Below are 18,112 nucleotides of genomic sequence, written 5' to 3' on the forward strand. Positions count from 1 at the left end.
ACTGGATTTGACGGTTGAGCAGTGCGAAGGCTACCGTCGAACGTTATGGAAACCACCGGAAAGCCCGGGATGCTCGTAGTAATTAGTCGGCGCGTTGGCGGCTGACTAGCTCCTGCAGCATGTGAAGCTATCCGGCACCAACGCGCAACCCTCGATCAGCGGGAGCTGACGGGGGTTTTTTCTTGTGTATCAACGAAACTCCACAGCCAAATCAGGACTAAGAGGACAATTACCAGAGTGAGCGCACCCACCAGGCCACAGACACCCGGGTCGCAGCATGGCGACGACTGGGCACCGGACTCCGCTGAAGGCGCAGCAAAAGTTCCGGCCAAGCAATCCAAACATATTGCACCGCAACAACTTACCGGCGCACAGTCGGTAATCCGGTCGTTGGAGGAGCTCGACGTCGAGATCATCTTCGGGATCCCGGGCGGCGCGGTGCTGCCGGTCTACGACCCGCTGTTCGACTCGAAAAAGCTGCGGCACGTGCTGGTTCGCCACGAACAGGGCGCCGGTCACGCGGCCAGCGGCTACGCGCACGCCACCGGCAAGGTCGGCGTCATGATGGCCACGTCGGGCCCCGGAGCCACCAATCTGGTGACCCCACTGGCGGATGCGCAGATGGACTCGATACCCGTGGTCGCCGTCACCGGCCAGGTCGGGCGGTCCCTGATCGGTACCGATGCCTTCCAAGAGGCCGACATCTCGGGCATCACCATGCCGATCACCAAGCACAACTTCCTCGTTCGCTCCGGCGACGACATTCCCCGGGTGCTGGCCGAGGCTTTCCACATCGCCTCGTCGGGGCGTCCGGGCGCGGTGCTCGTCGACATCCCCAAGGACGTGCTGCAGGGCCAGTGCACGTTCAGCTGGCCACCGCGGATGGACCTGCCCGGCTACAAGCCGAACATCAAGCCGCACAACCGGCAGATCCGTGAGGCCGCCAAGCTGATCGCGCGTGCGCGCAAACCAGTGCTCTACGTCGGTGGCGGCGTCATCCGCGGCGAGGCGACCGAGCAGCTGCGGGATTTGGCTGAGCTGACCGGGATCCCGGTGGTCACCACGTTGATGGCACGGGGCGCGTTCCCGGACAGCCACCCGCAGAACCTGGGCATGCCGGGCATGCACGGCACTGTTGCCGCGGTGGCGGCGCTGCAGCGCAGTGATCTGCTGATCGCGCTGGGCACCCGCTTCGACGACCGGGTGACCGGACAGCTCGATTCCTTTGCGCCCGAAGCCAAGGTCATCCACGCCGATATCGACCCGGCCGAGATCGGCAAGAACCGGGCGGCCGATGTGCCGATCGTCGGCGACGTCAAAGCCGTCATCACCGACCTCATCGCGATGCTGCGCCAGTACGAAACCCCGGGCAAGATCGACATGACGACCTGGTGGGCATATCTGAACGAGGTTCAGTCGACCTATCCGCTGAGCTACGGCCCGCAGAGCGACGGCAGCCTGAGCCCGGAGTACGTGATCGAGCAGCTCGGCAAGATCGCCGGGCCCGACGCCATCTACGTCGCCGGCGTGGGTCAGCACCAGATGTGGGCTGCCCAGTTCATCTCCTACGAGAAACCACGCACCTGGCTCAACTCCGGCGGGCTGGGCACCATGGGGTTCGCCATCCCGGCGGCCATGGGCGCCAAGGTCGCTCGCCCCGAGGCGGAGGTCTGGGCGATCGACGGCGACGGGTGCTTCCAGATGACCAACCAGGAGTTGGCCACCTGCGCGATCGAGGGCGTGCCGATCAAGGTGGCGCTGATCAACAACGGCAACCTCGGCATGGTGCGACAGTGGCAGAGCCTGTTCTACGAGGAGCGCTACTCGCAGACCGATCTGGCCACGCACTCACGCCGCATCCCGGACTTCGTGAAGCTGGCCGAGGCATTGGGTTGTATCGGATTGCGTTGCGAGCGTGAAGAAGACGTCATCGACGTGATCAATCAGGCGCGTGCGATCAACGATTGCCCGGTCGTGATCGACTTCATCGTCGGCGCCGATGCGCAGGTGTGGCCGATGGTGGCCGCCGGGACAAGCAATGACGAGATTCAGCACGCCCGCGGCATTCGGCCGTTGTTCGACGACGAAACCGAAGGGCACGCCTGATGTACGCCAAGACGCACACACTTTCGGTGTTGGTCGAAGACAAGCCGGGTGTGCTCGCGCGCGTCGCGGCGCTGTTCTCCCGGCGCGGTTTCAACATCGAGTCGCTGGCTGTGGGTGCCACCGAGCAGAAGGACATGTCGCGGATGACCATCGTGGTGTCCGCCGAGGAGACTCCGCTCGAGCAGGTCACCAAACAACTCAACAAGCTGATCAATGTCATCAAAATTGTCGAGCAGGACGAGGACAACTCGGTGGCTCGCGAGTTGGCGCTGGTCAAGGTGCGGGCCGATTCCACCACCCGCGCTCAGGTAATCGAAGCGGCAAACCTGTTCCGCGCCAAGGTAGTCGACGTATCCCTGGATTCGCTGACCGTCGAGGCGACCGGTACCCGCGGCAAGCTCGAGGCGCTGCTGCGAGTGCTGGAACCGTTCGGTATCCGCGAAATCGTCCAATCGGGAGTGGTGTCGCTGTCCCGCGGGCCGCGTGGTATCGGCACCGCCAAGTAGCGTCGCGCACTCCAAAAGTCCAACGAGAAGGAGAGATTCACCGTGCCAGAGGCATTAAAGATGTTTTACGACGATGACGCAGATCTGTCGATCATTCAGGGTCGCAAGGTCGGCGTCATCGGATACGGCAGTCAGGGGCACGCGCACTCGCTGAGCCTGCGCGACTCGGGGGTGCAGGTGCGTGTCGGGCTCAAGGAGGGCTCGAAGTCACGGCCCAAGGTCGAAGAGCAAGGTCTGCAGGTCGACACTCCGGCCGAGGTCGCCAAGTGGGCCGACGTCATCATGCTGCTGGCGCCCGACACCGCTCAGGCCGAAATCTTCACGGAAGACATCGAGCCGAACCTCAAGCCCGGCGACGCACTGTTTTTCGGCCACGGGCTCAACATCCACTTCGATTTGATCAAGCCGCCCGGCGACGTCACGATCGCGATGGTCGCCCCGAAAGGACCCGGACACCTGGTGCGCCGGCAGTTCGTCGACGGCAAGGGCGTGCCGTGTCTGATCGCCGTCGACCAGGACCCGACCGGCAAGGGCGAGGCGCTTGCGCTGTCCTACGCCAAGGCCATCGGCGGTACCCGCGCCGGCGTCATCAAGACGACCTTCAAAGACGAGACCGAAACCGACCTGTTCGGTGAGCAGGCCGTGTTGTGCGGTGGCACAGAGGAATTGGTGAAGACCGGTTTCGATGTGATGGTCGAGGCGGGCTACCCGCCGGAGATGGCGTACTTCGAGGTGCTGCACGAGCTCAAGCTGATCGTCGACCTGATGTACGAGGGCGGCATCGCCCGGATGAACTACTCGGTGTCCGACACCGCGGAGTTCGGCGGATACCTGTCGGGGCCGCGCGTCATCGACGCCGGCACCAAGGACCGGATGCGGGAGATCCTGCGCGACATCCAGAGCGGCGAGTTCACCAAGAAGCTGGTCGCCAACGTCGAAGGCGGCAACAAGCAGCTCGAGCAGCTGCGCAAGGAGAACGCCGAGCACCCCATCGAGGTCACCGGCAAGAAGCTGCGCGACCTGATGAGCTGGGTGGACCGCCCGATCACCGAGACGGCATAGGGCTTTTCGCGCCGAACGTGCACTCAGGGCGAACTTTCGGCGATTTTCTCGCCGTGAGTGCACGTTCGGCAGCTTAGGACGAAGCCGGGCTGACCAGGATGGTGACCGCGTGAACCTTGATCCGGTCGCGTTCAGCAGGCAGTGGGTCGATGCATGGAACGCTCACGATGTCGAGGCGGTGCTTGAGCACTTTCACGACGATGTGGTGTTCACGTCGCCGGTGGCCGTCAAGGTTGTGCCAGAGACCGGCGGAGTCGTTCGCGGCAAGTCGGAACTGCGACGTTACTGGGCCCGGGCGTTGCAGCGTATTCCTCACCTGCGGTTCAGCGTTGAGGATGTCTACCTGGGCATCGACACCATCGTCATTGCGTACCGCAACCAGGATGGTGACCGGGTGAGCGAAGTTCTCCGGTTCAGCGGCGACCTGGTAATCGAAGGCCACGGAACGTATTTGGTGCGGTAGCCGCGGGTTACGACGTCAGGCGGTCGGCGATTGTCACGACGCGGCGCGCCAGGTGCTCCAACGCGTCGCCGGTGATGTCGCCGATGTCCTCGATGTTGTCGTGCGTGGTGACCAGGCTGGCCCCATAGGGGTTACCGTCGACGAACTTGCTGGGATCGGTGTACCCCGGCGGCACGAGGATACCGCCGAAGTGCATCAGCGTGAGGTAGAGCGCGACGAGCGTGGTCTCCTGGCCGCCGTGCACGGTGTTCGACGACGTGAAGCCGGCGTACACCTTGTCGGCCAGTTTGCCCTCGGCCCACAGCCCGCCCAGGGAGTCCAGGAAGGTGCGCAACTGCGACGCCGGCGAGCCGAACCGGGTGGGCGAGCCGAAGATCACGGCGTCGGCCCACACGATGTCGTCGCCGCTGGCCGCGGGAAGGTCCTTGGTGGCGTTGTAGTTCGCCGTCCAGGCCGGGTTCTGCGCGAAGGATTCCGGGTCGCGCGTCTCGGCGACGGGGCGTACCCGTACTTCGGCGCCGGCGGTCTCGGCCGCCGCGGCGACGCGCTTGGCCATCGTGGTGCCGTGGCCGGTGGCCGAGTAGTAGATGATCGCCAGTTTGGTCATGGCGTCAGCTTAGGCATCTCCCTGATGCCGAATTCGCGGCGCAACAGGCTGCGCGCGGCGAAGTAACCGGCCATGCCGTGCACCCCACCGCCCGGCGGGGTGGCCGCCGAACACAGATACGCCTTCGGAATCGGTGTGCGCCAAGGGTCCAGCCGCGGTGTGGGCCCGGCGATCGCGCGCCACGCGGAATTTCCGCCCATCCCGATGTCGCCGCCGACGTAGTTGGCGTTGTGGTCGGTCATGTGTGCGGCGGGCACCGCGCGGGCAGCGAGCACGACGTCGCGAAAGCCCGGTGCGAACCGCTCGATGGTTGCCGTGACGGCCCCGGTGGCGTCAAGGGTGGAACCCGACGGGACGTGGGCATATGTCCAGAACGGGCGGCGACCCCGGCTGTCGATGCGGCCGGGATCGGCGATGTGCGGTGCGGCGGCCAGCACCATCGGCCACTGCGCATGGCGTCCGGCCGCGATCTCCTGCTCGGCGAGCGCCATCTGCTCCCGGCCGCCGCCGAGATGCAGGGTGGGTGCCTGGCTCAGGCGCGGATCCGACCACGGAATCTCGTCGCTGAGCACGAAGTCGACCTTGGCGACTCCGGGGCCAAAGCGGTAGCGGTGCAACGCTTTAGCGTAACGGTCCGGCAGGGCGCCACCGTATATCCGCAACAGTGCGGTCGGCGCGGTGTCGAAGGCGACGACACCGTTTGGCGGGTCGGTGATTTCGACGCCGGCGGTCACTTCGCCGCCGTGCGCGCGCAGGTCGGCGAGTAGCGCGTCGGTGATCGCCTGGCTGCCACCGACCGGGATCGGCCAGCCGACCGAATGGGCCAGCGTCGCCAGCATCAACCCGGCCCCGGCCGCCGTCATGGACGGCATTCGCGAAAGCACATGAGCGGCAACGCCGGTGAACAGCGCGCGACTGTCGTCTCCGTTTAGTAAGCCGGCCAGCGACCCCCACGCCGGCGTGCCCTGTGCCAGCATCCGCAGTCCCAGGCGCAGCGCGCAGCGCGGCGAACCGGGCAGCGACCGCTTGTCGCCGAGCAGCAATTCCACGACGGCATGCCAGTCCGTCACCAGCGGACCCAGCAGCCGGCGCCAGGACGCGCCGTCGGACAGCTCGGCGCAAGTGCGCTCAAGGTCGCGGTAGGCGATCGCCGCCGGCCGACCCGGCAGCGGATTGCCGTAGGCGATGTCGGGTACCGCCAGCCGCACACCGCGGGCGGGCAGGTCGAACTCGGCGAAAAACGGTGACGCCAGCGCCAGCGGGTGGACCGCCGAGCAGATGTCGTGTTCGACTCCGGGAAATTCTGGGTCGGCCGCGGTGCGCGCACCGCCACCCAAGGTGGGCTGCGCCTCGACGACCTGCACTTTGAGTCCCGCGCGGGCGCAGATGACGGCCGCACAGAGCCCGTTGGGTCCGCTGCCGACGACGGTGACGTCCATCGGACAATTACAGCCGATACGCTGGCGGCGTGAACTTGCCTGTTGTGTTAATCGCCGACAAACTCGCTCAATCAACTGTTGCCGCCCTCGGTGACCAGGTCGAGGTGCGCTGGGTAGACGGTCCGGATCGGGAGAAGCTGCTGGCAGCGGTGCCGGAGGCCGACGCGCTGCTGGTGCGTTCGGCTACCACCGTCGACGCCGAGGTACTGGCTGCGGCTCCCAAGCTCAAGATCGTCGCCCGCGCCGGGGTCGGGCTGGACAACGTCGACGTCGACGCCGCTACCGAACGCGGTGTCCTGGTGGTCAACGCTCCGACGTCGAACATCCACAGCGCCGCCGAGCACGCGATCGCGCTGCTGCTGGCCGCGTCCCGCCAGATTGCGGCGGCCGACGCCACGCTGCGTGAACACACCTGGAAGCGGTCGTCGTTCTCGGGCACCGAGCTTTTCGACAAGACCGTCGGCATCGTGGGGCTGGGCCGGATCGGCCAGTTGGTCGCGGCGCGTATCGCGGCGTTCGGCACCCACATCATCGCCTACGACCCCTATGTGTCAGCGGCGCGCGCCGCACAGCTCGGCATCGAATTGCTGCCCCTGGACGAACTGCTGACCCGCGCCGACTTCATCTCGGTGCACCTGCCGAAGACGTCCGAGACGGCCGGCCTGATCGACAAGGAGGCGCTGGCCAAGACCAAGCCCGGCGTCATCATCGTCAATGCCGCGCGTGGCGGCCTGGTGGACGAGGCGGCGCTGGCCGAAGCGATCAGCAGCGGCCAGGTTCGCGGCGCCGGGCTCGACGTGTTCTCCACCGAGCCGTGCACCGACAGCCCGCTCTTCGAGTTGCCGCAAGTGGTGGTGACGCCGCACCTGGGGGCGTCCACCGCCGAGGCGCAGGATCGCGCCGGTACCGACGTCGCCGAGAGCGTACGGCTGGCGCTGGCAGGGGAGTTCGTGCCGGACGCGGTCAACGTCGGCGGCGGCGTGGTCAACGAGGAGGTGGCGCCCTGGCTGGACCTGGCGCGCAAACTCGGCGTGCTGGCTGCTGCCCTGTCCGATGGTCTGCCCGCGTCGTTGTCGGTGCAGGTGCGCGGCGAGCTGGCAGCCGAAGACGTTGAGGTGCTGAAGCTTTCGGCTCTGCGGGGTCTGTTCTCGGCGATCATCGAGGACCCGGTCACCTTCGTCAACGCTCCGGCGCTGGCTGCCGAACGCGGTGTGACCGCCGAAATCAGCACGGCCACCGAGAGTCCCAACCACCGCAGCCTTTTGGATGTGCGGGCGGTCGCCCACGACGGCTCGAGCGTCAACGTCGCCGGCACGCTGTCGGGTCCGCAGTTGGCCGAGAAGATCGTTCAGATCAACGGCCGCAACTTCGACCTGCGGGCCCAGGGCAAGAACCTGGTGATCAACTACATCGACCAGCCCGGTGCGCTGGGCAAAATCGGCACCCTGCTGGGCGCGGCCGAGGTGAATATCCAGGCCGCGCAGCTCTCCGAGGACGCCGAGGGTCCGAGCGCGACGATCCTGCTGCGCCTCGACCAAGATGTGCCCGACGACGTGCGGAAGGCGATCTCGCTTGCGGTCGGCGCCAACAAGCTCGAAGTGGTTGACCTGTCATGAAATTGGCGATCATCGGCGGTGACGGCATCGGACCCGAAGTGGTCGCCGAGGCAGTCAAAATCCTTGATGCGGTCAAGCCGGGCGTGCAGAAGACCGAATACGACCTGGGCGCGCGGCGTTTCCACGCCACCGGTGAGTTACTGCCCCAGTCGGCGCTCGCCGAGCTGCGGGAGCACGACGCGATCCTGCTCGGGGCGATCGGTGATCCCTCGGTGCCCAGCGGCGTGCTGGAGCGAGGTCTGTTGTTGCGCCTGCGCTTTGAGCTCGATCATCACGTCAATTTGCGGCCGGCCCGGTTATACAAAGGGGTGAGCAGCCCTTTGAAACTGGAGGGGCCGGGAAATCCCAACATCGATTTCGTGGTGGTGCGAGAGGGAACCGAAGGTCCCTACACCGGTAATGGTGGCGCGATCCGGGTGGGAACTGTCCATGAGGTGGCGACCGAGGTCAGCGTCAACACCGCGTTCGGAGTGCGTCGCGTGGTGGCCGACGCGTTCGAGCGGGCCCGGCAGCGTCGCAAGCATTTGACGCTGGTGCACAAGAACAACGTGCTGACCTTCGCCGGGAAACTGTGGTCGCGAGTCTTCGCGGAGGTCGGTGCGGAATATCCCGACGTCGAGGTGGCCTATCAACACGTCGACGCCGCCACCATCTTCCTGGTCAACGACCCCGGACGCTTCGACGTGATCGTCACCGACAACCTGTTCGGCGACATCATCACCGACCTGGCCGCGGCCGTGTCCGGCGGAATTGGCTTGGCCGCCAGTGGAAATATCGACGCGACCCGGACGAATCCGTCGATGTTCGAGCCGGTGCACGGCAGCGCACCCGACATCGCCGGCAAGGGTATCGCCGATCCGACCGCGGCCATCATTTCGGTGGGGATGCTGCTCGCCCATCTTGGTGAGGCCGACGCCGCTACCCGGGTGGACCGGGCTGTCGAGACGTATCTGGCGTCTCGCGGGGACGAACGGCTTTCCACCAGCGAAGTCGGCGAACGGATCGCAGCCGGGCTGTAGTTCGCGCCCTGGTTTCTAAGCCGGGCGGCAGCAGCTTGGTCGGCACCAACGGAATCGCCATCAACGGGAACAGACCGCATAACGCCCACGCCGCTGGATATTTGGCCGCGTCGATCAAGACACCGAACAGCGGGGCACCCGCTGCCGCCATCAGCCGCTGTGTGGTGTTCTGCGCGCCCAGCGCGCGTCCGCTCCAGAACGGCCCGGCGTATTCGGTGATCGCCGTTGCCTCCAATCCGTTGTCGAGCACGGCGATTACCGAGATGGCAATCATCAGCGGCACTTCGAACAGCCAATCGTGCTCGTCAGCGAGAGCGAGCACGAACAACGTCAGCGTCGCGGCGATGGAGATGATTCGCACCGGTCGCATTCGCGAGCCGACCCGGTCCGACCAGCGGCCGACCGCGATCCGGCCCACCGCCCCGAGCAGCTGCGACAGGGTGACCCAGCCGCCGGCGGCCGCGACCGACCAGCCGTGGTCTCTCATCAGCCACACCAGCATGAACGTGACGGTTACGGTCTGCGGCATCATCAGCAGGCCCGCCACCGCGTGGATTCGCCACAGCACCAACGATCCTCGGTACGGACTGGCCAGTTCCTGCGCGGTGGCAGCTTTCCGTGATTTCCGCGGCGGGTCGATGATTCCGATCGCGCTGGCCACCGCGGAGATGGTGCACGCAAACGCCGGGAACATCAGCCCAGCGCGCAGACCGTGCTCGGCCAGCTCGGGCATCACCAACGCCCCCATGGCAATACCCAGCGGCTGGGCGGTCTGGCGGATGCCCATCGCGAGGCCGCGCTGGTGCGGCGGGAACCAAGCCGACACCAGCCGGCCACCGGCCGCGTTGCAACTCGCGGCCGCCATGCCGCCCAGAAACAGACAGACACCGACCGCCGCCATCGAATGGACCGAGGCTGCGGCGTAACTCGCCGCCGCGGTGAGCGCCGAGCCCAGCGTCAGCACGACCCGCTCGCCGACGCGGTCGAGCACGTAGCCCCATCCGACTAGGGTGACGACCATGCCCCAGCTGGGCATCGACGACAGCAGACTGGCTTCGGTCAGTGGAATTCCGCGCTTCGCCTCGAGCGAGGGAATCAAAAAAGCAATGCCGTTGATGAAGAGGAACGAACTCGCTGTCACCCACAACGAGATGATCGTGATTGACCAGCGTGCGCCGGCGCTCAGTTGGCCCGTACCCTCCGGGTCCGTGGGCATCCGCTCATGCTTGCACACGCCTTTTGAGAATTGTCCCTGGCTCGCTGGGCAGGCCCGCATCGCCCGGCTGCTAACGGCCTCGCGACCGTCACTAGGCTCACCTGAATGCGCCTTGGTCGAATCGCCAGCCCGGACGGTGTCTCTTTCGTCAGCATCGAGGGTCCGCTGGAGGATCCCAGCGCGATGATTGCCCGCGAGATCGCCGAGCACCCGTTCGGCACGCCCACGTTTACCGGTCGCTCATGGCCGGTCTCAGACGTCCGGCTGTTGGCCCCGATGCTGGCCGGCAAGGTGGTCTGCATCGGCAAGAACTACAGCGACCACATCGCCGAGATGGCAAGCTTCGGGACGGGGTCGGCCGCGGCGGATCCCATCATTTTCCTCAAGCCCAACACCGCCATCATCGGACCGAACGTGCCGATTCGTTTGCCCGCCAACGCATCACCCGTGCATTTCGAGGGGGAGCTGGCCGCGGTGATCGGCCGGCCGTGCAAGGACGTCGCCGCCGCCCAGGCCGCCGACAACATTCTGGGCTACACGATCGCCAACGACGTGTCGGCGCGCGATCAACAAAAGGCCGACGGCCAGTGGACTCGCGCCAAGGGGCACGACACCTTCTGTCCGGTTGGGCCGTGGGTCGTCACCGACGTCGACCCGGCCGATCTCGCGCTACGCACCGAGGTGAACGGCCAAGTCAAACAGGACAGCCGCACCTCGCTGATGATCCACGACGTCGGCGCCATCGTGGAATGGATCTCGGCGGTGATGACCTTGCTGCCGGGCGATCTTATCCTCACCGGGACGCCGGCCGGAGTCGGCCCCATCGAGGATGGCGACACCGTCTCCATCTCGATAGAGGGCATCGGCACCCTCTCCAATCCCGTAGTCCGCAAAGGAAAGTCGTGACTGCGCCAAGCGCCGTTCGGGTCCGCTTCTGCCCATCGCCCACCGGCACCCCGCACGTCGGGATGGTTCGCACCGCCCTGTTCAACTGGGCCTATGCGCGGCACACCGGCGGCACCTTCGTCTTTCGCATCGAGGACACCGACGCCGAGCGTGACAGCGAGGAAAGCTATCTGGCCCTGCTCGACGCGTTGCGCTGGCTGGGGCTGGATTGGGACGAGGGCCCCGAGGTCGGTGGACCCCACGGCCCGTACCGGCAGTCGCAGCGCAGCGAGATCTACCGCGAGGTGGTGGACAAGCTGCTCGCGGCGGGTGAGGCCTACTACGCGTTTTCGACGCCGGAGGAGGTCGAGGCCCGCCACGTCGCCGCCGGTCGCAACCCCAAATTGGGCTACGACAACTTCGACCGGCAACTGACCGATCCCCAGCGCGCGGCGTTCCTGGCCGAGGGCCGTAAGCCGGTGGTGCGGCTGCGGATGCCCGACGAAGACCTCACCTGGGACGACCTGGTGCGCGGGACCACTACCTTCGCGGCGGGCTCGGTGCCCGATTTCGCGTTGACCCGCGCAAGCGGAGATCCCTTATATACGTTGGTCAACCCGTGCGACGACGCGCTGATGAAGATCACCCACGTGCTGCGCGGGGAGGACCTGCTGCCGTCGACGCCACGTCAGCTGGCGTTGTACCAGGCGTTGATCCGAATCGGGATCGCCGAGCGCATTCCGGAATTCGCCCACCTGCCAACCGTATTGGGGGAGGGAACCAAAAAGCTGTCCAAGCGCGACCCGCAGTCCAATTTGTTCGCCCACCGCGACCGGGGCTTCATCCCCGAAGGGCTGCTGAATTACCTTGCGCTGCTGGGCTGGGCGATCGCCGACGATCACGATCTATTCAGCCTCGACGAAATGGTGGCCGCGTTCGACGTGGTCGACGTCAACTCCAACCCGGCCCGATTCGATCAGAAGAAGGCCGACGCCCTCAACGCCGAACATATCCGGATGCTCGACGTGGCCGACTTCACCGGCAGGCTGCGCGACTACTTCGACGTGCACGGACATCGCCTTTCGCTCGACGAGGCGGCGTTCGCCATCGCGGCCGAGCTGGTGCAGACCCGCATCGTGGTGCTCGGCGACGCGTGGGACCTGCTGAAGTTCCTCAACGACGACGAGTACGCGATCGACCCCAAGGCCGCCGCCAAGGAGCTCGGTGCGGACGGAGTCGCTGTGCTGGACGCCGCGCTGACGGCGCTGGACGGCGTGACCGACTGGACCGTGGCCCAGATCGAGGAGGCCCTCAAAGCCGCATTGATCGAGGGTCTCGAGCTCAAACCGCGCAAGGCGTTCGGCCCGATCCGGGTCGCCGCGACCGGGACCACGATCAGCCCGCCACTGTTCGAGTCCCTCGAGCTGCTCGGCCGCGACCGCAGCCTGGCGCGGTTGCGGGCCGCGCGCGACGAGGCGGTCTAAATCTTTGGTAATCTGCACAGCGGTTCGCAAAGGCCGACAACGGCTGGCAGCGGCGGTCTTCGAGGCTGGTAACGGCCCGCGAAACCCGCTCTGAACAGCGGTTTTAGGCAGCCAATGGGGTATGGTGTAATTGGCAACACAGCGGTTTCTGGTACCGCCATTCTAGGTTCGAGTCCTGGTACCCCAGCAAAAGTCTGTCAGCTGAAAGCGATTAGGTGGCCCCCGTCGGGTGAGCTATGCTGGCAGCTCGGATCGGTTCTGGCCCCGTCGTCTAGCGGCCTAGGACGCCGCCCTCTCACGGCGGTAGCGTGGGTTCGAATCCCATCGGGGCTACAAATTTACTGGCCGGTCCCCAGCACGGCCGGGGCGGTTGATCCGCCCACCGGCATCGGCGGCAAGCCAAGTTTGCGGTGATCCCACGAGCGCGAGCGCCGGGCGACGATGCGCACGCAGACCCGCTTGTTCATCATCTGCTCGACGAACGGCTTCATCTCGTCGGTGTAGGGGCCGGTGTAGCGCTCCCACACGCTGACCCCGACGCGATGCGAGACGTCGGGATCGTCGACGATCTCGGCAACGCCTTCGAAGGACACTCCACGCAATGTGTCGTAGGTGTCGCCGTCCTCGATCAAAAAGGTCACCCGCGGATCGCGGGTCAGGTTCACGGCCTTCTGAGACTTGGCTTTGGTCTCTATCCAGATTTCGCCGTCGACAACCCCGTACCACATGGCCGTCAAGTGCGGCTGGCCGTCGCGCCCGATGGTGGCCATTGTCCCGGTGCGGCTCTTGACGACGAAGTCGGCGATCTCATCCTCGGTCATGACGATGCTCGCGCGCTGATTGGTTCCCATCGCGTCAGTTTGTCAAATGGCTTTTCGGTGTGCGTTCAGGGCGCCCTGTACGCACACTGGCCGCCCTGAACGCACACTCGAAGCCTGGGGAGCCGACTACAGACGGCGAGCCATTGCGTCGGCGGCCGACAACAGGTCGGCGGCCCAGCGCGCTCCGGGACGCCGGCCGATCCGGTCGATGGGTCCCGACACCGAGATGGCCGCGACGACCACGCCGCGGCCGTCGCGCACCGGCGCCGACACACTCGCCACCCCCGGCTCGCGCTCGGCAACGCTTTGCGCCCAACCGCGCCGGCGCACTTCGGCCAGCGTCCGGTCGGTGAACTTCGCCGTCGGCAGCACGGCGTTTTGCGTGGCTGCATCGCTGTGAGCCAGCAAGACTTTGGCCCCTGAACCCGCCGTCATCGGCAACCGCGCGCCGACCGGGACCGTATCGCGAAGGCCCGCAGCCGGTTCCAGGGCGGCCACGCAAACCCGCGACGTGCCCTCGCGCCGGTAAAGCTGCACGCTTTCGCCGGTGGTCTCGCGCAACTGGGGGAGCACCGCCGCGCCGGCTGCCAGCAACGGATCGTTGACGTGCGCGGCGAGTTCGGTCAGTGCGGGCCCCAGCTGCCAACACCCTTCGTCGTCGCGCGCGAGCAGGCGATGTACTTCCAGCGCGGCCGCCAGCCGGTACGTGGTGGCCCGGGGAAAGCCGGTCCGTTCGCACAGTTCGGCTAACCCGCAGGGAGATTCCGCGATCGTGTGCAGCACACCCACGGCTTTATCCAGGACGCCGATGCCGCTATGCTGTCTCATAAAGAGATACTAGCGTCTCGCATTCTGAGATCACAGCCCAGCTTGATCGGCGAGCCGCGAATGAGGCGAATAGAGGCGAGTTCACGATGGGAACCGAAGTGCCTGCCGGCAAGCCGCGCACTCTGGCCGAAAAGGTTTGGGCCGACCACGTTGTGGTATCCGGCGCGTCAGGCGATGGGGCCGGTGCGCCCGACCTGATTTACATCGACCTGCATTTGGTGCACGAGGTCACCAGCCCGCAGGCGTTTGACGGCCTGCGCCTGGCCGGCCGTCCGCTGCGCCGGCCCGATCTGACGCTGGCCACCGAGGACCACAACGTCCCCACCGTCGACATCGACAAGCCGATCGCCGACCCGATATCGCGCACTCAGGTCGAAACGTTGCGGCATAACTGCGCCGAATTCGGTGTCCGCCTGTATCCGATGGGCGATATCGAGCAGGGCATCGTGCACGTTGTCGGACCGCAATTGGGGCTGACCCAACCGGGAATGACGATCGTCTGTGGGGACAGTCACACGTCCACCCACGGAGCATTCGCTGCGCTGGCAATGGGAATCGGAACCTCGGAGGTCGAGCATGTGCTGGCGACCCAGACTTTGCCGTTGCGGCCCTTCAAGACAATGGCGGTCAATGTCGACGGCCAATTGCCGCCCGGCGTCTCGGCCAAGGACATCATCCTCGCGTTGATCGCGAAGATCGGCACCGGTGGCGGCCAGGGCCATGTCATCGAATACCGGGGTAGCGCGATCGAGGCGCTGTCGATGGAAGGCCGGATGACGGTCTGCAACATGAGCATCGAAGCCGGCGCGCGGGCCGGAATGGTGGCGCCGGACGAGACCACCTACGAATTCCTGCGTGGCCGCCCGCACGCGCCGACCGGCGCGCAGTGGGACGCCGCACTGCAGTATTGGCAACAGCTGCGCACCGACGACGGCGCCGTTTTCGACACCGAGGTCTATCTCGATGCGGAGTCGTTGACCCCGTTCGTCACCTGGGGGACCAATCCCGGCCAGGGAGTGCCGTTGGGTGCGGCGGTGCCGGATCCCGATCTGATGACCGACGACGGCGAGCGGCAGTCCGCGGAGAAAGCGTTGGCATATATGGACCTTCGGCCGGGTATGCCGATGCGCGAGATCGCGGTCGACGCGGTGTTCGTCGGGTCTTGTACCAACGGTCGTATCGAAGATCTGCGGGTGGTGGCCGAGGTGTTGCGCGGTCGCAGAGTGGCCGACGGCGTGCGAATGCTGGTGGTTCCGGGCTCGATGCGGGTACGCGCGCAGGCCGAAGCCGAGGGCCTCGGTGAGGTATTCACCGCCGCCGGGGCCGAATGGCGGCAGGCCGGCTGCTCGATGTGCCTGGGTATGAACCCCGATCAGCTCGCGCCCGGCGAGCGTTGCGCCGCGACGTCCAACCGCAACTTCGAAGGGCGCCAGGGCAAAGGCGGCCGTACGCATTTGGTGTCACCGGCCGTCGCCGCGGCAACCGCGGTACGCGGCACGCTTTCCGCTCCGGCTGACTTGAACTGAAAACGAAATCGAGGACGAAGATGGAACCCTTTCAGACCCACACCGGGATTGGCGTGCCGCTGCGGCGCTCCAATGTCGATACCGATCAGATCATTCCTGCGGTGTATTTGAAGCGCGTCACCCGGACCGGTTTTGAGGATGGATTGTTCGCGACGTGGCGCTCAGATCCGTCATTCGTGCTCAACCTCAGTCCCTTTGACCGAGGCTCGGTCTTGGTCGCCGGACCCGACTTCGGGACCGGATCGTCGCGCGAGCATGCCGTGTGGGCACTGATGGACTACGGGTTCCGAGTCGTCATCTCGTCTCGATTCGGTGACATTTTTCGGGGCAACGCGGGCAAGTCGGGGCTGTTGGCGGCCGAAGTCAGCCAGGACGGTGTGGAACTTCTTTGGAAGCTCATCGAGCAGAGTCCGGGGCTGGAAATCACTGCCAATCTTCAAGATCGAAATATCACCGCGGGAACGACGGTGCTGCCGTTCAAGATTGACGATTACACCGCGTGGCGATTGCTCGAAGGACTCGATGATATAGCCCTTACGCTGCGGAAACTCGACGAGATCGAATCTTTCGAGGCGGCCCGTCCGGACTGGAAACCGCGCACTCTGCCCGCCCCATCAACTCCTCGATCGGGGTGAATTCCGCCCGGATCCTCTTAGATAGCAAGGCTTATTTTTCGCCTGCGTCACCGACCAAGGGCGGCAACCGGATTGCGGAAATTCCTGTCGCTTAGCCGTGAAATTGCGCGTGGCGCTTGGAAATTTGCTAGGTAAGGGTTTACCGTGTTCGCTAGTCGGTTCCCAAAATGGGACCACTGGCTTCGGAGGGTTTGGATGAACAAAGCAGAGCTCATAGATGTGCTCACACAGAAATTGGGCTCGGACCGTCGGCAGGCGACCGCCGCTGTCGAGAATGTTGTCGACACCATTGTGCGTGCGGTGCACAAGGGCGACAGCGTGACCATCACCGGGTTCGGTGTGTTCGAACAACGGCGCCGCGCAGCACGTGTGGCCCGCAACCCGCGTACCGGTGAGACGGTGAAGGTAAAGCCGACGTCCGTCCCCGCGTTTCGTCCGGGTGCTCAATTCAAAGCGGTTGTCGCTGGCGCACAGCGCCTCCCGTCGGAAGGACCGGCCGTGAAACGTGGAGTTGTTGCAGGCGCAGCCAAGAAGGTTGCTAAGAAGGCTGCGGTGAAGAAGGTTGTCAAGAAGGCCGCCGCCAAGAAGGCGCCCGCCAAGAAGGCGCCCGCCAAGAAGGCTGCGGTGAAGAAGGCGCCCGCCAAGAAGGCGCCCGTGCGTAAGGCCGCAACCAAGGCTCCGGCCAAGAAGGTTGTGAAGAAGGCTCCGGCCAAGAAGGCCGCGACCAAGGCGCCAGTGCGCAAGGCCGCAACCAAGGCTCCGGCCAAGAAGGCTGTGAAGAAGGCTCCGGCCAAGAAGGCCGCAGTCAAGCGCGGCCGCAAGTAACGTAGTAACCGAGTTCAGACGCGAATACCCTTCGGGCGGCAAGTCTGCCCCCGAAGGGTATTTCGCGTGTCAGGCCCTGACGTTGGCGGCCAGCGCGCCGCCGATGTGATCGGCCCCGACCAGTCGGCCGTCGGACAGCGACAGCACCCAAGTACTGCCCTTGTGATTGCGGGATTTGTCGGGGCGCACTCCGTCGCGCTCGCACCACCATTCGATCAGATCCGGGATCACCTTGCCCTGCGAGCAGATCACCGGTGTGCCCTTGTGCTCGGCGATACGCAGCATCCGGTGCCGGCTGCGTTTGGGGTTCTTGGCGTACGACTCCTCGGTGAGGGTGGGCTCGTTCTCGATCGTCACACCCAGCTCTTCGGCGAGCGGCTCAACGGTCTGGTGACAGCGCACCCGATCGGCGGCGTACACGTCGGTGGCGCCGAACGCCATCAGCTGTGCGACCAACGCTTCGGCCTGTGCGCGTCCTCGTTTGTCCAACGTTCGCTTGGTGTCGTCTCCGGAGAAGCGTGACTTCCGGCCCGCCGTACCGTGCCGGACCACCAATACGGTGTGCGTGTCAGCGGGCTGTTTTGCGAAGCGCTGCAACACGTTTCGGTCTTGGGCGTAGTCGAGTTTCTTCATCGCGTCGGCGACGGGCAACCAGATCAGCTTGTCGACCTCTTTGCCCGGTTCGAATTCGCCGCCGGTGCTCCGCGCCGCCCAGTAGTAGACCTTTTTGACACCCTGGTCGATCGGATAGCTCACCTTGTTGAGGCGCCTGCCGAGCACGCAGTGGTGTCCGGTCTCCTCGAGCACCTCGCGCACCGCGGCCACCGGTGCCGTTTCGCCGGGGTCCACTTTGCCCTTGGGCAGTGACCAATCGTCGTAGCGGGGACGGTGGATGACGGCGATCTCGAGCTCGGGGTTGGCCGAATCGGCGCCGGCTTGCCGCCACAGCACCGCGCCTGCGGCGTAGACGATGCGCTTGCCTGAGCGCCGACCGCCTGACGAGTTCTGGTCCGACACCACACTCCTGCAGGTCAATTCGGCCAGCGCCACACCGGCCTTGGGGTGGCCTGGAAA

General features: G+C 65.6%; 17 protein-coding genes and 2 tRNA genes. 13 read left to right on the forward strand and 6 right to left on the reverse strand.

The genetic code is table 11. The features are described from left to right. Positions 1 to 237: 237 nt before the first annotated feature. From ACZY0B_RS07045 to ACZY0B_RS07060, 4 genes are all read left to right on the forward strand, one after another. On the forward strand, positions 238 to 2,106 hold the full coding sequence (locus tag ACZY0B_RS07045) for an acetolactate synthase large subunit (RefSeq protein WP_463763310.1): 1,869 nt from the start codon (positions 238 to 240) through the stop codon (positions 2,104 to 2,106). Continuing rightward, positions 2,106 to 2,612 carry an acetolactate synthase small subunit gene (gene ilvN / locus ACZY0B_RS07050; protein ID WP_463763311.1) on the forward strand — a complete coding sequence of 169 codons (507 nt, stop codon included), beginning with the start codon at positions 2,106 to 2,108 and terminating at the stop codon, positions 2,610 to 2,612. Before ACZY0B_RS07045 ends, ilvN begins: the two co-directional genes overlap by 1 nt. A gap of 60 nt (positions 2,613 to 2,672) precedes the next feature. Beyond that, entirely contained in the window at positions 2,673 to 3,674 is a 1,002-nt protein-coding gene (ilvC, locus tag ACZY0B_RS07055) for a ketol-acid reductoisomerase (protein ID WP_463763385.1), read from the forward strand. Between the two features lie 109 nt (positions 3,675 to 3,783). Beyond that, positions 3,784 to 4,137 (forward strand): nuclear transport factor 2 family protein, encoded by a 354-nt coding sequence (locus tag ACZY0B_RS07060; protein WP_463763312.1) that lies wholly within the window; start codon positions 3,784 to 3,786, stop codon positions 4,135 to 4,137. Between the two features lie 7 nt (positions 4,138 to 4,144). Here the strand turns inward: ACZY0B_RS07060 and wrbA are convergent, their stop codons facing one another. Next, the gene (wrbA, locus tag ACZY0B_RS07065; protein ID WP_463763313.1) at positions 4,145 to 4,744 is read right to left on the reverse strand and encodes an NAD(P)H:quinone oxidoreductase; all 600 of its coding nucleotides are present in this window, start codon (positions 4,742 to 4,744) and stop codon (positions 4,145 to 4,147) included. Beyond that, positions 4,741 to 6,183, reverse strand: coding sequence for a phytoene desaturase family protein (locus ACZY0B_RS07070; RefSeq protein WP_463763314.1), 1,443 nt, complete (start codon positions 6,181 to 6,183; stop codon positions 4,741 to 4,743). Before ACZY0B_RS07070 ends, wrbA begins: the two co-directional genes overlap by 4 nt. Positions 6,184 to 6,212: 29 nt before the next feature. Here ACZY0B_RS07070 and serA point away from each other — a divergent pair, with 29 nt between their 5' ends. Both serA and ACZY0B_RS07080 read left to right on the forward strand, forming a co-directional pair. Continuing rightward, a complete protein-coding gene (serA, locus tag ACZY0B_RS07075) occupies positions 6,213 to 7,799 on the forward strand; it encodes a phosphoglycerate dehydrogenase (RefSeq protein WP_463763315.1) in 1,587 nt (528 codons plus the stop codon). Beyond that, positions 7,796 to 8,818: a 3-isopropylmalate dehydrogenase gene (locus ACZY0B_RS07080; RefSeq protein ID WP_463763316.1), complete on the forward strand. Its 1,023-nt coding sequence runs from the start codon at positions 7,796 to 7,798 to the stop codon at positions 8,816 to 8,818. Before serA ends, ACZY0B_RS07080 begins: the two co-directional genes overlap by 4 nt. Here the strand turns inward: ACZY0B_RS07080 and ACZY0B_RS07085 are convergent. After that, positions 8,718 to 10,034 (reverse strand): MFS transporter, encoded by a 1,317-nt coding sequence (locus ACZY0B_RS07085; RefSeq protein ID WP_463763317.1) that lies wholly within the window; start codon positions 10,032 to 10,034, stop codon positions 8,718 to 8,720. The two genes, ACZY0B_RS07080 and ACZY0B_RS07085, sit on opposite strands and share 101 nt — an antisense overlap. A 105-nt stretch (positions 10,035 to 10,139) precedes the next feature. On the opposite strand from ACZY0B_RS07085, the gene ACZY0B_RS07090 reads away from it, so the two are divergent. The 4 genes from ACZY0B_RS07090 (at position 10,140) to ACZY0B_RS07105 (ending at position 12,736) form a co-directional block, all read left to right on the forward strand. Then, positions 10,140 to 10,940, forward strand: a complete 801-nt coding sequence (locus ACZY0B_RS07090; RefSeq protein WP_463763318.1) for a fumarylacetoacetate hydrolase family protein — start codon at positions 10,140 to 10,142, stop codon at positions 10,938 to 10,940. Then, positions 10,937 to 12,403 carry a glutamate--tRNA ligase gene (gene gltX / locus ACZY0B_RS07095; protein ID WP_463763319.1) on the forward strand — a complete coding sequence of 489 codons (1,467 nt, stop codon included), beginning with the start codon at positions 10,937 to 10,939 and terminating at the stop codon, positions 12,401 to 12,403. Before ACZY0B_RS07090 ends, gltX begins: the two co-directional genes overlap by 4 nt. Positions 12,404 to 12,518: 115 nt before the next feature. Further along, a tRNA-Gln gene (locus ACZY0B_RS07100) sits at positions 12,519 to 12,590 on the forward strand. Between the two features lie 73 nt (positions 12,591 to 12,663). Beyond that, positions 12,664 to 12,736: transfer RNA gene (locus tag ACZY0B_RS07105), tRNA-Glu, on the forward strand. A gap of 5 nt (positions 12,737 to 12,741) precedes the next feature. Here ACZY0B_RS07105 and ACZY0B_RS07110 read toward each other — a convergent pair. Beyond that, on the reverse strand, positions 12,742 to 13,254 hold the full coding sequence (locus tag ACZY0B_RS07110; protein WP_463763320.1) for a PPOX class F420-dependent oxidoreductase: 513 nt from the start codon (positions 13,252 to 13,254) through the stop codon (positions 12,742 to 12,744). 96 nt (positions 13,255 to 13,350) lie between these two features. Next, positions 13,351 to 14,052, reverse strand: a complete 702-nt coding sequence (locus tag ACZY0B_RS07115; protein WP_463763321.1) for an IclR family transcriptional regulator — start codon at positions 14,050 to 14,052, stop codon at positions 13,351 to 13,353. An 86-nt stretch (positions 14,053 to 14,138) separates the two neighbouring features. Here ACZY0B_RS07115 and leuC point away from each other — a divergent pair, with 86 nt between their 5' ends. From leuC to ACZY0B_RS07130, 3 genes are all read left to right on the forward strand, one after another. Next, positions 14,139 to 15,578: a 3-isopropylmalate dehydratase large subunit gene (gene leuC, locus ACZY0B_RS07120; RefSeq protein ID WP_463763322.1), complete on the forward strand. Its 1,440-nt coding sequence runs from the start codon at positions 14,139 to 14,141 to the stop codon at positions 15,576 to 15,578. Between the two features lie 20 nt (positions 15,579 to 15,598). Then, positions 15,599 to 16,213, forward strand: a complete 615-nt coding sequence (gene leuD, locus ACZY0B_RS07125) for a 3-isopropylmalate dehydratase small subunit (RefSeq protein WP_463763323.1) — start codon at positions 15,599 to 15,601, stop codon at positions 16,211 to 16,213. A gap of 195 nt (positions 16,214 to 16,408) precedes the next feature. Further along, positions 16,409 to 17,038 (forward strand): HU family DNA-binding protein, encoded by a 630-nt coding sequence (locus ACZY0B_RS07130; protein ID WP_463763324.1) that lies wholly within the window; start codon positions 16,409 to 16,411, stop codon positions 17,036 to 17,038. 69 nt (positions 17,039 to 17,107) lie between these two features. Here ACZY0B_RS07130 and mutT1 read toward each other — a convergent pair whose 3' ends face one another. Then, a complete protein-coding gene (gene mutT1 / locus ACZY0B_RS07135) occupies positions 17,108 to 18,055 on the reverse strand; it encodes an 8-oxo-(d)GTP phosphatase MutT1 (protein WP_463763325.1) in 948 nt (315 codons plus the stop codon). Between the last annotated feature and the right edge of the window lie 57 nt (positions 18,056 to 18,112).

This window comes from Mycobacterium sp. IDUB_19 (assembly GCF_055419445.1).

Excerpts from the sequence above, each read along its gene's own strand:
- ACZY0B_RS07130 (WP_463763324.1), top strand. The coding sequence starts at position 16,409 with ATGAACAAAGCAGAGCTCATAGATGTGCTCACACAGAAATTGGGCTCG.
- ACZY0B_RS07115 (WP_463763321.1), bottom strand. The coding sequence starts at position 14,052 with ATGAGACAGCATAGCGGCATCGGCGTCCTGGATAAAGCCGTGGGTGTG.
- wrbA (WP_463763313.1), bottom strand. The coding sequence starts at position 4,744 with ATGACCAAACTGGCGATCATCTACTACTCGGCCACCGGCCACGGCACC.
- ACZY0B_RS07070 (WP_463763314.1), bottom strand. The coding sequence starts at position 6,183 with ATGGACGTCACCGTCGTCGGCAGCGGACCCAACGGGCTCTGTGCGGCC.
- leuC (WP_463763322.1), top strand. The coding sequence starts at position 14,139 with ATGGGAACCGAAGTGCCTGCCGGCAAGCCGCGCACTCTGGCCGAAAAG.
- ACZY0B_RS07085 (WP_463763317.1), bottom strand. The coding sequence starts at position 10,034 with ATGCCCACGGACCCGGAGGGTACGGGCCAACTGAGCGCCGGCGCACGC.
- leuD (WP_463763323.1), top strand. The coding sequence starts at position 15,599 with ATGGAACCCTTTCAGACCCACACCGGGATTGGCGTGCCGCTGCGGCGC.
- ACZY0B_RS07110 (WP_463763320.1), bottom strand. The coding sequence starts at position 13,254 with ATGGGAACCAATCAGCGCGCGAGCATCGTCATGACCGAGGATGAGATC.
- ACZY0B_RS07090 (WP_463763318.1), top strand. The coding sequence starts at position 10,140 with ATGCGCCTTGGTCGAATCGCCAGCCCGGACGGTGTCTCTTTCGTCAGC.
- ilvN (WP_463763311.1), top strand. The coding sequence starts at position 2,106 with ATGTACGCCAAGACGCACACACTTTCGGTGTTGGTCGAAGACAAGCCG.
- ACZY0B_RS07080 (WP_463763316.1), top strand. The coding sequence starts at position 7,796 with ATGAAATTGGCGATCATCGGCGGTGACGGCATCGGACCCGAAGTGGTC.
- ilvC (WP_463763385.1), top strand. The coding sequence starts at position 2,673 with ATGTTTTACGACGATGACGCAGATCTGTCGATCATTCAGGGTCGCAAG.